At 35.9% G+C, this 13,468-nt stretch carries 12 protein-coding genes; 3 read left to right on the top strand and 9 right to left on the bottom strand.

The genetic code is table 11. The annotated features are described in order from the left end of the window. Nucleotides 1–6: 6 nt before the first annotated feature. The 6 genes from MG290_RS05120 to MG290_RS05095 form a co-directional block, all read right to left on the bottom strand. Nucleotides 7–630, bottom strand: coding sequence for a LolA family protein (locus tag MG290_RS05120; RefSeq protein ID WP_264562796.1), 624 nt, complete (start codon nucleotides 628–630; stop codon nucleotides 7–9). Nucleotides 631–638: 8 nt separating this feature from the next. Then, nucleotides 639–3,077 (bottom strand): DNA translocase FtsK, encoded by a 2,439-nt coding sequence (locus MG290_RS05115; protein ID WP_264562795.1) that lies wholly within the window; start codon nucleotides 3,075–3,077, stop codon nucleotides 639–641. A gap of 1 nt (nucleotide 3,078) precedes the next feature. Further along, nucleotides 3,079–3,450, bottom strand: coding sequence for a diacylglycerol kinase family protein (locus MG290_RS05110; protein ID WP_264562794.1), 372 nt, complete (start codon nucleotides 3,448–3,450; stop codon nucleotides 3,079–3,081). Nucleotides 3,451–3,550: 100 nt separating this feature from the next. Continuing rightward, on the bottom strand, nucleotides 3,551–3,808 hold the full coding sequence (locus MG290_RS05105) for a DUF6952 family protein (RefSeq protein ID WP_257498477.1): 258 nt from the start codon (nucleotides 3,806–3,808) through the stop codon (nucleotides 3,551–3,553). 4 nt (nucleotides 3,809–3,812) lie between these two features. Continuing rightward, nucleotides 3,813–4,121, bottom strand: a complete 309-nt coding sequence (locus MG290_RS05100) for a thioredoxin family protein (protein ID WP_264562793.1) — start codon at nucleotides 4,119–4,121, stop codon at nucleotides 3,813–3,815. A gap of 75 nt (nucleotides 4,122–4,196) precedes the next feature. Beyond that, entirely contained in the window at nucleotides 4,197–4,835 is a 639-nt protein-coding gene (locus MG290_RS05095; RefSeq protein WP_264562792.1) for a peroxiredoxin, read from the bottom strand. 222 nt (nucleotides 4,836–5,057) lie between these two features. Here MG290_RS05095 and MG290_RS05090 point away from each other — a divergent pair, with 222 nt between their 5' ends. The 3 genes from MG290_RS05090 to MG290_RS05080 all read left to right on the top strand — a co-directional run bounded on the left by MG290_RS05090 (nucleotide 5,058) and on the right by MG290_RS05080 (nucleotide 9,031). Then, complete coding sequence (locus MG290_RS05090; protein WP_264562791.1) at nucleotides 5,058–6,971, top strand: amino acid permease; 1,914 nt, start codon at nucleotides 5,058–5,060, stop codon at nucleotides 6,969–6,971. A gap of 148 nt (nucleotides 6,972–7,119) precedes the next feature. Next, nucleotides 7,120–7,884: a zinc-dependent peptidase gene (locus MG290_RS05085; RefSeq protein WP_264562790.1), complete on the top strand. Its 765-nt coding sequence runs from the start codon at nucleotides 7,120–7,122 to the stop codon at nucleotides 7,882–7,884. Nucleotides 7,885–7,999: 115 nt separating this feature from the next. Then, nucleotides 8,000–9,031: a threonine aldolase family protein gene (locus MG290_RS05080; protein WP_264562789.1), complete on the top strand. Its 1,032-nt coding sequence runs from the start codon at nucleotides 8,000–8,002 to the stop codon at nucleotides 9,029–9,031. A 114-nt stretch (nucleotides 9,032–9,145) separates the two neighbouring features. On the opposite strand, the gene MG290_RS05075 is transcribed toward MG290_RS05080, so the two are convergent. The 3 genes from MG290_RS05075 to MG290_RS05065 all read right to left on the bottom strand — a co-directional run bounded on the left by MG290_RS05075 (nucleotide 9,146) and on the right by MG290_RS05065 (nucleotide 13,356). Further along, nucleotides 9,146–10,129, bottom strand: coding sequence for a DNA topoisomerase IB (locus tag MG290_RS05075; RefSeq protein ID WP_264562788.1), 984 nt, complete (start codon nucleotides 10,127–10,129; stop codon nucleotides 9,146–9,148). A gap of 135 nt (nucleotides 10,130–10,264) precedes the next feature. Beyond that, on the bottom strand, nucleotides 10,265–10,645 hold the full coding sequence (locus MG290_RS05070; protein WP_264562787.1) for a RidA family protein: 381 nt from the start codon (nucleotides 10,643–10,645) through the stop codon (nucleotides 10,265–10,267). Between the two features lie 23 nt (nucleotides 10,646–10,668). Then, entirely contained in the window at nucleotides 10,669–13,356 is a 2,688-nt protein-coding gene (locus tag MG290_RS05065; protein WP_264562786.1) for a putative LPS assembly protein LptD, read from the bottom strand. Between the last annotated feature and the right edge of the window lie 112 nt (nucleotides 13,357–13,468).

The raw sequence follows: 13,468 nt of genomic DNA, 5'->3' as shown, positions 1-13,468 counted from the left end.
GCTACCTTAATCTAAATTGTTGATGTAATAATTTGGATATTTTGACTTTGCAAAGGTAAAAAGGTTTTTTGACAATGCTTGATTTGTTTTGAAAGATTTTAACGTTATGATTGTTTTACTGCCGCTTTTATACACATCGGTGCGGTTGTAAATATTTTTATTTTTGGTATCGATGCCTAAATAGATTTCTTTAACATCTTTTTTTGAGGTAGGAATCAGTTTAATGAATTGGATCGATTTTCCGTTGATCGTTTGTTTTTTATCCCACACATAGGTGTAACCTTTTTTGTAAAAAGATAATAAACTTGCAATACTCACGGCTTGTGAATCTGCTGATTGGGCACTTGCAATTGTTACTTCTTCATCGTTTGGATTGATGATGTACATTTTAGAACCATCAAAAATTTGAGTAATTCCCATGAAATCTACCGTATATTTTTCGCCTTGAATAGTAGCTTTTCCGTTGGTTTCTTGCTTTCCGTTGTTAAAACTAAAATCAATAACCATATTTTTATAAGATTTTGTTTTTGCCGAAACTTCATCTAAAAGCTTCTTTGCAGCAGTTGCGTTTTGCGCATGAGTTGCTATTCCTATAAATAAAACAGAAAGTATTGTTGCTAATTTTTTCATTACATTTTTTATTTTTCGTTGTTTAAAAATTCATCTAAAGAAACCAAATCGGGAATGTTTACAGAGCGTGCTTTGCTGCCTTCAAAAGGTCCTACGATTCCTGCAGCTTCTAACTGATCGATTAATCGGCCGGCACGGTTATACCCCAATTTTAGTTTTCTTTGTAACAACGATGCCGATCCTTGCTGTGCCGTAACAATAATTTCAGCAGCTTCGCGGAACATTACATCGCGGTCTGCAATATCAATATCAAGACTTGTGCCACTTTCTTCGCCTACATATTCTGGCAATAAATACGCGTCGCCATAACCTTTCTGAGCGCCGATAAATTCTGTGATTTTTTCAACCTCTGGTGTGTCAACAAAACCACATTGCACACGAACAGTATCGTTTCCTTGCGTAAAAAGTAAATCTCCGCGACCTATTAATTGATCTGCTCCAGGACCATCTAAAATAGTTCTTGAATCGATTTTTGAACTCACACGAAAAGCAATTCGGGCAGGGAAATTGGCTTTAATGATACCCGTGATCACGTTTACCGACGGACGTTGCGTTGCAATAATTAAGTGGATACCAATGGCGCGCGCCAACTGAGCTAAACGAGCAATAGGGGTTTCTACTTCTTTACCGGCTGTCATAATTAAATCGGCAAACTCATCAACCACCAAAACGATGTATGGCAAAAAGCGGTGACCCAATTCTGGATTTAACTTGCGTTGCTTAAATTTTTCATTATACTCTTTAATGTTGCGTACCATGGCATCTTTCAACAGTGAATAGCGATTGTCCATTTCAATACACATAGAGTTCAATGTGTGAATTACTTTGGTATTATCGGTGATAATTGCATCTTCAGTATCGGGTAATTTCGCTAAGAAATGACGCTCAATTTTGTTGAACAACGTTAATTCTACCTTCTTTGGATCCACCAAAACAAATTTCACTTCGGCAGGATGTTTCTTGTATAGCAATGATGTTAATACGGCATTTAATCCAACCGATTTTCCTTGTCCGGTAGCACCCGCCATTAGTAAATGGGGCATTTTAGCCAAATCGAAAACAAATGTTTCGTTTGAAATAGTTTTACCAATTGCAATTGGCAATTCCATTTCGGCATTTTGAAATTTGGGCGATAAAATCAACGATTTCATTGAGACCGTTGTGGGTTTTGTGTTCGGAACTTCGATACCAATAGTTCCTTTTCCCGGAATAGGCGCAATGATACGAATTCCTAAAGCAGATAAAGACAATGCAATATCGTCTTCTAAACTCTTAATTTTTGAAATACGAATACCGGCATCAGGCACAATTTCATAAAGCGTTACAGTTGGTCCAACGGTTGCTTTGATTTGTGCAATACCAATTTTATAGTTGTTTAATGTTTCAACAATACGGTTTTTATTTTCTTCTAATTCTGCTTGATTAATAGTGATACCGCCTGTGGTGTGTTCAAAAAGTAATTCGCTGGTTGGAAATTGGTATTTCGATAATTCCAAGGTGGGGTCAAACAATCCAAAGTCTTCCACAATTTTAGTGGCTAAATCTTCATCAGATATCGCTTCTTCTTCTGTGGTTTCAATGATGAATTCTTCGTGATGTGTTGTTTCTTTTTTACTGTTGTCTGTAACTGAGAAATTGGTTAAATAGTCGTTGTTTTCTACTTCCTCTTCATTGTTCAAATTAAAATCAATTTGGTTTGAAACCGCAGGTTCAGCCACTTCTTTTTTTGCTGTGGGAGCAGGCACACTTACTTTTGCATCTTCTTTTACAGGCTGGTTGATGTTTATAGGTTGTGCAGGTTGCGTTTTAATAATATCTTCTGCTTTTTCTAAATTATCCTTTATTTTGGCATGCGTGTTGGAAACTACATTTGTAAATGCCTTTGGAGTCATTTTTACTCTGAAAATCAAGTAGAAAATTATTAAGAAAACCACTACTAACAAAGCGCCTATTTGCCCAATATAATCTTGCAAATAATCGTTCATTTCAAAACCAACCACACCACCCAAAAACGGATGCTTTGCACCAAAATGTCCCAATGCAATGGAAAGCACTAATACCGTAAACAAATCCCAAAAAATCATTCGGCGCAACTTGGCAGCACTGAACCGAATGCCAAACCAAAGCGCAATTTCAGCAAATATTTTTACGAATAAAAAGGATGCAATTCCAAAGCCATTAAAAATGAAATTGTGCGCCAACCAGGCACCAAACTTACCAATCCAATTTTGAGGTTCTAGCTCGCGGTTATCTAATTGGTTTACAATGCTTTGGTCAAAAGCTCCTGAGGTGAAATAGGAGATAAAACTGCACAGCAAAATCACCGAAAACATTAAAAACAATGTTCCGAAAATAAAACTTATGCGTGCACCGTTTGTGGCTGTTTGTTTCGCCTTTTGTGGATTTTGTTTTGTGCTTTTTGTATCAGGTTTTTTCTTAGCTGGCATTCTATAATATTTTTGGTAGATAAATAATAGCACCAATAACAATGGCTGTTAATGCAGCAAAAGTTACGGCACCGGCGGCTATATCTTTAATAAATCCTATTTTTTTGTCGAATTTGGGTTGTATGTAATCGCACACGGCTTCAATAGCAGTGTTAAGACTTTCGGTTGTTAACACTAAACCTATTGCAAGAATTTGAAACATCCATTCCACAAGGCTGATTTCGAAATAAAAACCAACACCGCACATAAACCCACTAATGAGCAATTGGGCAATAATACTGTGTTCTGTTGAAATTAAAAGGTAAAACCCTTTAAGGGCATAGGTTACGCTTTTAATTCTACCCGAAAGGAATGATGTTTTTTTGTGCTTCATCAACAAACAATTTTGGCAAAATTACTGAAAATATTTGGCATTGGGGTAATAAAAAAACCACGAGTTTGGCTCGTGGTTTTTTTGTGGTTTTTGTAACTTCTTATTTATCAATTGACCCTAATACACGTTGCATAAAAGTGTTTAAAGCTTCTTTTTTCGGAGTGCCTGATTTAATAAGTTTATCAACTTCAAGCGCACCATACATATTAGAGATTAATTCGCCAATTACATCTAATTCTTCATCTTTTAAAGAAGGAACCTCGGTTAAAGCTTCTAAAACTTCAATCGTTTCATTGATATAATCTTGGTCGTTTTCTTCTATGAATTGCGTAAGATGTTTTATTACAGGTAGTTTCATGTCGTTAGGTTAATTTATTCACTAATTCTGCTAAAACTTCTGCTTTGTTGGTTTGGGTTTCATCAACTAATGCCCCATTGTTAAAAATCGCAAAAGTTGGTAGGTTGGTTACATTTGCTAATTTTCTTGATTCAGGAAATTTCTCTGCATCAACAATTACAAAAGCGATATCTTCTTTTTCGGTAGCCATTTTTTTGAATTTGGGTTTCATAATACGGCAGTTTCCGCACCATGAAGCCGAAAATTGAACAGCTACTTTTTCATTTTGAGTAATAACCTCTTGTAAATTATCTTGTTCTAGTTCTAATACCATAATTTTTTGTTTAAGGTTTAAAGTTTAAGGTTTTGCTCAACACTTTTGAACTTTAAACCTTAAACTTTGAACAAATTAAAGTTTTGCTAAATATTCAGCAGTAGAATTGCGGTTTGCATTCATTGCTTCTTTACCTGATTCCCAGTTTGCCGGACAAACTTCGCCGTGTGTTTGTACGTGTGAATATGCATCAATTAAACGCAAATACTCGTTCACGTTACGTCCTAAAGGCATATCGTTTACCGATTCGTGGAAAATTTTTCCTGTTTCATCAATTAAATAAGTGGCGCGGAAAGTAACGTTTGAACCTTCGATTTGAACAGAATCCAATTCTTCGTTATACATTTCAGATGTAACATCTAAAATTCCTAAAACGCTTGAAAGGTTTCTTGTGGTATCTGCTAATAACGGATAAGTTACGCCTTCAATTCCACCATTATCTTTCGCTGTGTTCAACCATGCAAAATGCACTTCATTTGTATCGCATGATGCACCAATTACCATTGTGTTTCTTTTTTCAAACTCAGGCAAAGCAGCTTGAAATGCGTGAAGCTCTGTAGGACACACAAAAGTAAAATCTTTTGGATACCAGAATAATAATACTTTTTTATTGTTTTTTGTTGCTTCTTCTAAAACGTTGATTCGTAAATCATCGCCCATTTCTGAAATTGCGTCAACTGTAATGTTTGGGAATTGTTTTCCTACTAATGCCATAATAATTTTTATTTTTAAGTTAGTAAATTCGGTTTATTATAATTTTTCTACTACAAAGATACATTCAATTTTAAGCATTACCATAAATAATTTATTGTTTAAATTTATTATTTGATAGTTTTTGTTTATACCAACCATTTTTCATTTTGTTGTGTATCTTTCTGTAAAATTAATTAGATTTACCAAAACAAAAAATAACAATTATCATACTTTTTAACGTAAATGAATATATTCCGTAAAAAAAATGTGACCGATATTCTTGCCGAGTTAGAGGCAAATGAAAACAAAAACGAAAGTTTAGGAAAGTTTTTAACTCAAAAAGATCTCATCTTTTTTGGTATAGCTGCGATTGTGGGTGCTGGTGTTTTTAGTACCATTGGTCAAGCAAGTTATGATGGTGGTCCGGCTGTGATTTTCTTGTTTATGTTTACGGCTTTGGCTTGTGGATTTGCCGCCATGGCCTATGCCGAATTTGCATCGATGGTTCCGGTTTCGGGCAGTGCTTACACGTATAGTTACGTAGCTTTTGGCGAAATGATTGCTTGGATCATTGGTTGGTCGCTCATTATGGAATATGCGGTTGGAAATATCACACTTGCAATTTCATGGAGTGATTATTTCACAGGTCTTTTAAGCAATATGGGCATTCATTTACCGCAATGGATACAGATGGATTATCTTTCTGCAAACAAAGGCTTCAACGATGCAATAGCATTAATGGCAAGCGGAAAATCGTTTGAAAATTTACCAACAAACATACAACTGGCACACACCGCATGGACGACTGCGCCCCAAATAGGTACTTTTCATTTTGTGGCAGATATACCGGCTTTAGGCATTATATTTTTAATCACGTGGTTGGTGTATCGAGGTATGAAAGAATCGCGAAACGCAAGCAATATCATGGTTTTTGTGAAACTGGCTGTGATTGCTTTGGTGTTGGTTGTAGGTGTTTTCTATGTAGATATGGATAACTTTGACCCATTTGCACCTAATGGATTTTCAGGTGTTCTAAAGGGTGTTTCGGCTGTTTTCTTTGCATATATTGGTTTTGATGCCATTTCTACCACAGCCGAAGAATGCAAAAATCCGCAGCGCGATTTGCCTCGAAGCATGATTTGGTCTATCGTGATTTGTACTTTATTATACATTGCGATTGCTTTGGTTTTAACAGGAATGGTAAATTACAAAGAATTGCGGGTAGGCGATCCATTGGCTTACGTTTTTGATCAGGTAAATCTAAAATGGTTTGCCGGAATTGTAGCAGTAAGTGCCGTAGTTGCCATGGCAAGTGTTTTGCTTGTTTTTCAAATGGGGCAGCCGCGTATTTGGATGAGTATGAGCCGTGATGGATTGTTGCCTCCAAAGTTTTCAAAAATACACCCAAAATATAAAACACCATCATTTGCTACCATTGTTACAGGTTTCGTAGTGGCAATTCCTGCCTTGTTTATGAATTTAACCATGGTGACCGATTTGTGCAGCATTGGTACGCTTTTCGCCTTTTCTTTGGTTTGCGCAGGTGTTTTGGTGCTGCAAGATAAAGACATTCCAAGAGGCAAGTTTCGAATTCCTTATGTAAACGGAAAGTATATTTTGCCTGTGGGTTTTATTGTAGGGTTGCTTTCGGTTTTTATCTGGAACAAAAATGGGGTAGAGGCTTTTGTATATAATGCTCCTCAGGTTTATGAACCTACCCCTTTTGTAACACAACTTTCCAAACAAGAAGCAGATCAAATGATTCATTATTTACAAATGAATGATGCCATCAACCCCGACCAATTCACCAATGATTTAGAGGCAATGCTCACTTCGGTTCATGAAAAATCGGCAGATGCATATACCGTTTTGATTGAAAAAGCGCCTGTACAAAAGCATCTAAAATTTGAAACCGGTTTTAACCTTTTCAAACATAAAATACCTATGTGGTTGTTTTTATTTTCTATGGTTTTTCTATGTATTTGGAGTTTTAAAAAGAATTTATCTTTAATTCCTATGCTAGGACTTATTTGCTGCATGTATATGATGGCAGAGCTCACTATTTGGAACTGGTTGTATTTTACCGTTTGGTTAATTATTGGGTTGCTGATTTACTTTAGCTATTCGCGTTTTCACAGTAAATTGAATGGGAAGTAAATTTTTTCTAAGCAAAACTTGTATTTTCATAAATGCATGATTAAGGTATATTGTATTACTGTATATTGTAAAAAGATATAATTTTTCAATCATTACGGTGGAATCGCATGTGTGTTTATAAACTTTTTTAGTATCTTCCGAAAAAAATATGCTTTTCTTTGGCTCCTCCCATTTTTATGACCGCTATCGTTTAGAAAATCCTAATGGAAATTTTTCTTTAAAGTTAGCACCTGAACAAGTTGTTTTTCAATTTGCGGATGCTATTACAAAAGTTTTTCCAATTTTTAATCAATTGCCACATAAGTTTAAGTTGAACTTTAGCATGCGGATTCTAGAGTTTTTAAAACAGTATGCAATCATACCAAAAGAAAATGCACAGCTAACCATTGCCCACAAAGTGGCAATTGCAGCAACTTATGTAAAGCTTACTTTGGGGTATAAGTACTTTTTAATCAATACCTTTAATAAGATTATTGTATATCCAACGGCTTACTATTTTCCGCAATTAGATGAAACCCATACGGGACATTTCAACCCTAAATTGAAAACCATTATGTTGGCCTTAGATGTTTTTGAGAATGATATTCTTTATAACGAAGACGGAAAAGATGTAGCATTGCACGAATTTACACATGCCTTGTGTTTTGAAATGTTGCAAACTGCCGCAAAACATCCCAATGCAGAACGTTTTAAAAAGGGATTTCGCTTAATTGTGGAATGGATTCAAGTTGCTGAAAATCAATTGAGAATAAAACAAGTTGATTTTGTGCGTGCCTATGCTTTTACGGATCGATTAGAGTTGGTTTCGGTTTTAATTGAATTGTTTTTTGAAAAAGAAACCGCTTTTAAACAACATTTTCCCGATTTATACCTACTCGTTGGCAATATGATTAAGCACCCAAAAACCAAATAAATAGAAATTCTTGCAAAAGGATATTCTTGACTAACACACCCTATTAATTATTGTAAGTTCGTGTTGAAAAATCGTATTTTTGAACTGCTCAACCAATCCACAATTAAATTCTTGTATGTATAACTTTAGAAACGATTATTCCGAAGGCGCTCACCCAAATATTCTTCAAAAACTTATTGCAACCAATTTGCAGCAACAGCCTGGGTATGGTGATGATGTTTATTCAGAACAAGCAAAAATATTGCTAAAAAAGCATTTGGCAAATTCCAATGCAGCTATACATTTTGTTTCGGGCGGCACACAAACCAATTTACTCGTGATTGCTGCTTTACTAAAAGTGCATGAAGCGGTGATCAGTGCAAATACCGGACATATCTTTTCGCACGAAACAGGTGCCATTGAGGCTGTGGGGCATCGCATTATTACAATTGAAACGACAAATGGTAAGTTGCAGCCCCAATGCATCGAAGCTGCTTTAAAAAATTATCAATTACGCCCCCACATGGTTAAACCAAAAATGGTTTATATTTCAAACGCCACCGAAGTGGGAAGCATTTACACCAAAGCCGAGTTGATTGCTTTGTGGGAATTTTGCCAAACAAATGATTTGTTGCTTTTTATGGATGGCGCTCGTTTGGGAAATGCTTTAATGACACCAAAATCGGATGTAACATTGGCCGACCTTTCAAAATATACCGATGTTTTTTACATAGGAGGGACAAAAAATGGTGCATTGTTAGGCGAAGCCATCGTTTTTAATAATCAATCTTTAGCACCTGAATTTGATTATGTGTTGAAACAAAAGGGTGCATTATTGGCAAAAGGCAGGCTATTAGGGATTCAATTTTTAGAATTATTTACAAACGATTTATATTTTCAATTGGCAACACATGCCAACCAAATGGCATTGAAAATGGCCACAGCAATAAGCGCATTAGGATTCGGTTTTTTATCGGAACCAGTTACCAATCAAATTTTTCCAATTCTTCCCAACAAAGTAATCGAATCATTAGCAAATAAATATCTTTTTTATCAGTGGAAAGAGATAGATGCCGAAACAGCTACCATACGACTCATTACTTCATGGGCTACGGATGAACAAGTGGTAAATGAATTTATTGCCGATTTGCAAAAAGCAGTGAATTGAATAGAAAGAATAATTTCCGCATAATTTCATATGATTAAACACCAATAACCTTCTGAAATCCAAAAGATTATTGGTGGTTTAACTTGTTGATAGACAGCTTGTTTTTGCATCAATTTACTTTAAACGTTCACGCAAAAGGCATAAAACGCCCAATTCGCTATTTGATAAATTTTCGCTTGTTTGAAGCATTTTATTTATTTCTTTCTGAAAATACCGCAGTGTTTTCCCATCAAGGTATTTATCGATTACTCTTGGGTCGATATACGAACTTCGTGCTACTGCTGGTGTATTTCCTAATTTTTCACTCACTTGAATCACTGCCTTACGAATGTTTTTATCCATCGTTTTTTGATCCAAAGGTTCTTCGGCATTCAGCTCGTCCAATGCAATAGCAGCAATCATGGTACCTGACCACGTTCTGAAATCCTTTGCAGAAAAAGCATCGCCCATCACTTCGTGAATGTATTGGTTTAAATGCTCGCTTTTCACATCTTGAACAGCACCGTTTTCATCGATAAATTTAAAAATTTCATAGCCGGGTAAATCATCTACTTCCTGCACTATTTTGGCCAACTTCGCGTCCACAATATGCTTCTCTTGGTCTTTGCCCGATTTGCCCCGATAGGTAAAAACCAGCTCGTTGCCATTAATTGTCAAATGTTTACTGCGTAACGTGGTTAATCCATACGATTGATTTTGTTTGGTATAGGTATCGCTTCCAGGTCTGAAAAAAGCAGATTCTAGCAAACGCACCATAGTGGCAAGCACCTTTTCGCGTGTGGGTTTTCTTTTGCGAAGATGTTGTCCGGTAACCCGGCGCATGTGCTCCAATTGCTCAGCAAAATCAATAATTCGGTCAAATTTTTTCTGTTCTTGTTTTTGTCTGAATTGCGGATTGTAGATGTATTGTTTTCGGCCTTGAAGATCACGGCCAGTAACCAAAATTTTGCTTTTTTTCTTTTCTGCAATTTCTACTTCCGTCCACGCCGGTGGGATAACCAATGATTTAAAGTAGTTTTTCAGTTCGGTATCGGTAACGGTTTCTCCCTTTGAATTAAGGTAACGAAAACCTTTTCCATGTTTTTTTCGAAGATACATAGTTTGGTAGATTGATTCATAGCTGTATCAAATTTACGAAAATTCACGCATAATTAATTAAAGAATTTAACCGATCTGTTTTGTTTTAGAAGATTTAGAATGAAGAACGCCTCGGTGTATCGAGGCGTTTTTTAATTATCTATGCAAAATCATTGATATTTCAATGTTTACATTTCTAGGTAGTTTTTCGACTTGTACACATTCGCGTGCGGGTGCTGTTTCAGTTTTAAAATAACGTGCATACACTTCGTTTATCAAACTAAAGTGGTCCATATTTCTAATAAAAATGGTTGCTTTTACTACGTTTTCAAAGGTTAAACCAGCTTCTTCGATAATGTATTGCAGGTTTTGCATCACTTGTTCTGTTTCGTCTTGAATACCACTTGTAACCAATGTTTCTGTAGCTTGGTTAAAAGGTATTTGTCCGGAAATAAACAATAAATCGCCTACCATTACCGAATGGTTGTATGGACCAATTGGTGCAGGAGCTTTTGATGAATTAATAATTTTTTTCATTGTTTTATAGAATAAATTGTTGATTATCTGTTTCTGAATCGGCGTTCTGCAGCATTTCGTTTTTCATACTTAATGTCTTGAAGTATCGATGATTTAATTCCGATAAAGAAGTTCCACTGTTTATAGTATCCATTTGGAATCCATGAAAAATCCATTCGCCATGATTTCAAATCACGTTCAAATCGCAATTGCGTGTAGGTCACCCCTTTGTTTTTAAAATCGTATCCCGTAGAAACCCCTGCAACCCATCCAGGAGATAAGGTAACGTTTCCAGAAACCATTAACGAGTTGTTACTAATTTCTGATGTTCGGCGGGCATTGTTATAGGTTAAACTCCAAGCTAAAGTTAAATCCCAAGGAATGTCGGTATTGTAAAACGAAGTTTTTGTTTCTTTTCGCTTGTTCTCATCAAACATTGATTTTTGTCGGTCTGCCAAATCAATCGATTGCCCAAATAAATCATCCCCACGACCACCGTTTTGTACATTTTGGTCTAAATCTTCGTCATCTGGTTTGGGAGCACCACCAAAAATAGGGTCGGTACTTGCCAACGAATAATTCACGGTGATATTTGCACTGGTTAATCGCAACAAACTTCCGCCGTTTGCGATGTTGAATTTATCAATTCGGTTTCCGGCATTATCAATAGCCAATGGATCCAAATTAGCGCCAAAGTTCAAACGCAATTTGTCTTTCAGTAAATTGGTATTGGCGTTCATCCGAATTGGTTGCAATTTTAATGAATCTGCAGTAAAGTTATACGAAGTGCCAAAGTTCAATGAATTCAATAGCATTACCTTTTTTGGTTCGCCAGTTGCAGATTCCTCATCGCGCACTTTTGCTTCAAAATTATTTCCCAATGAAAAACTCATGATGTTTGACATGGTTTGATTGGGAGCACCAAACAAAGTACCTTGGAAACGGGAATATTCTTCCATGGTTGTTCCCAAAGCATCAATCGCATAAGTATCATAATATTGTTTAAACGCTGGCGTGTACGAATAGGAAACAGCCGGACGCATTACATGGCGAATCGCTTGAATTTTTGAATTTTTATTGAAGTTAAAAGTACCATAAACGGTGGTTCCAATATTGGTGCTAAAGTTATACGTTCTATAACTATCAAAACCATTCACACGTGCGGTTTCGCGCTGATTGGTTTCTAAACTATAAAATCTATTAAAAGTATTCAATACCCATGTTTCGGTATAATTACCTGTTAATGAAACAGATAAATATTTTAATACCTTGAAATTTGTGGCCAATGGAATGGTGTGTTGAATACCTGCATCCATTTCGTTAAACATTTCTGATTTAAAAAACAGCGAATCGGTGGTTTGGATTTGGTTTCTACCGCTTAGATTGTATTGCAAGTTAATGTTTTGAATAAACCCTTTTTTGGAACCACTTTTTGGCGCAAAAGGATACACCCGATCCATACTTGCTTGCACATTGGGAAGCGACATGGTTATTGCTTGTGTGTTGGTGTTTTGGGTGTGATTTGCCGAAATAGTATAGTTGATCTGCGGTGTTGATTGAAACGTTTTGGAATAACTTACCGATGACTGTAAGGTATTGTTCATATTAGAACCAATGTTTTGTGTATTAAGCGAGTTTCGAAAATAACTGCTGCTACCCAGGTTTACCGATGCCGAGAAACGCGATGTGGGGTTTGCTTTTGCATCTTGTGAATGGCTCCATTGAATATTGTATATTTTTGCATTCAAATAATCGGGTAATCCGCGTTCACTTTCCACGATGTTTTCATAGCGAATGTTGAAGTTTCCATTATATTGATAACGTTTGCGATATTGTGATTGGGCATTGATTGCAAAGGTCCCTTTTGTGTAATAATCACCCAACAAAGTTAGATCCACATAATCGTTGAAAGCAAAGTAATATCCACCATTTTGCAAAAAATAGCCACGTAAATTGGTGTCACCAAACGAAGGAATTATGAAGCCCGATGATGCTTTTTGCGACAATGGAAAAAAGGCAAAAGGCAACCCTATTGGAGTAGGTACATCTTCAATAACCAAATTGGTCAAACCGGTTACAATTTTTTTATTGGGAACAAATTTTGCTTGGCGTGTTTGAAAATAATACTCCGGATTATCAATGTCTTCGGCAGTTGTAAAAATTACATCTTTCATAAAGTAAACAGAATCGCTTACTTTTTTCGTTTTCGCAGCTTTTACATTAAAATCATTGTATTTTGTACGAGTGTTCCAAACAATGGCTCTTTTGGTTTTGGTATTGAAGCGAATGGAATCGGGTTCAACTACTTGATTGCCTTGCTTAAAAACTGGATGTTGCACCAAATTTCCTAATGAATCTTTAATTCTACCTGCATACACTTCTTCTTTATCATAATCATAAATAATGATTCCGGCAGTAAGCTCGTAATCTTGATATTTAAAAACCGCTTGATTATATAAAGTAACTTTCTTGTTTTTTTGATCTAATTTTTCATAATCTTTTGCCGTTCTAAACATAGGTGCTTCTAATTTTTGACCTTGTTTTGGTGGGGCGCTGCTTTTTCTTACCGTATCTAAAACAGTGATTGGTGGTGTGGTTTTGGTAAGTGTATCTTTCTTGTTTTCAATGTTTAATCGCTTGTTGGTGTGTGGGAAATCCTGAGCTAAAGCTGTTGATATAGCTGCCGGAATCACTAGTAAACTAAAAACGATATATAAAACTTTTCTTTGCAATTTGAATATGCTATTTTGTAAAACAGATAGGTGCTTTATTTCGACTTCAAACTTACTAATATTTTTTTTTAATTTTAGACTTTTAAATAAGAAACGAACATATAAAATATAC

The sequence above is a fragment of the Flavobacterium sp. CBA20B-1 genome (assembly GCF_028473145.1).
GTDB lineage: Bacteria > Bacteroidota > Bacteroidia > Flavobacteriales > Flavobacteriaceae > Flavobacterium.
This window is presented reverse-complemented; position numbering and strand designations above follow the sequence as displayed.

Coding starts and splice junctions, on each gene's coding strand:
- MG290_RS05120 (WP_264562796.1), bottom strand. CDS start 630: ATGAAAAAATTAGCAACAATACTTTCTGTTTTATTTATAGGAATAGCA.
- MG290_RS05115 (WP_264562795.1), bottom strand. CDS start 3,077: ATGCCAGCTAAGAAAAAACCTGATACAAAAAGCACAAAACAAAATCCA.
- MG290_RS05110 (WP_264562794.1), bottom strand. CDS start 3,450: ATGAAGCACAAAAAAACATCATTCCTTTCGGGTAGAATTAAAAGCGTA.
- MG290_RS05105 (WP_257498477.1), bottom strand. CDS start 3,808: ATGAAACTACCTGTAATAAAACATCTTACGCAATTCATAGAAGAAAAC.
- MG290_RS05100 (WP_264562793.1), bottom strand. CDS start 4,121: ATGGTATTAGAACTAGAACAAGATAATTTACAAGAGGTTATTACTCAA.
- MG290_RS05095 (WP_264562792.1), bottom strand. CDS start 4,835: ATGGCATTAGTAGGAAAACAATTCCCAAACATTACAGTTGACGCAATT.
- MG290_RS05090 (WP_264562791.1), top strand. CDS start 5,058: ATGAATATATTCCGTAAAAAAAATGTGACCGATATTCTTGCCGAGTTA.
- MG290_RS05085 (WP_264562790.1), top strand. CDS start 7,120: ATGCTTTTCTTTGGCTCCTCCCATTTTTATGACCGCTATCGTTTAGAA.
- MG290_RS05080 (WP_264562789.1), top strand. CDS start 8,000: ATGTATAACTTTAGAAACGATTATTCCGAAGGCGCTCACCCAAATATT.
- MG290_RS05075 (WP_264562788.1), bottom strand. CDS start 10,129: ATGTATCTTCGAAAAAAACATGGAAAAGGTTTTCGTTACCTTAATTCA.
- MG290_RS05070 (WP_264562787.1), bottom strand. CDS start 10,645: ATGAAAAAAATTATTAATTCATCAAAAGCTCCTGCACCAATTGGTCCA.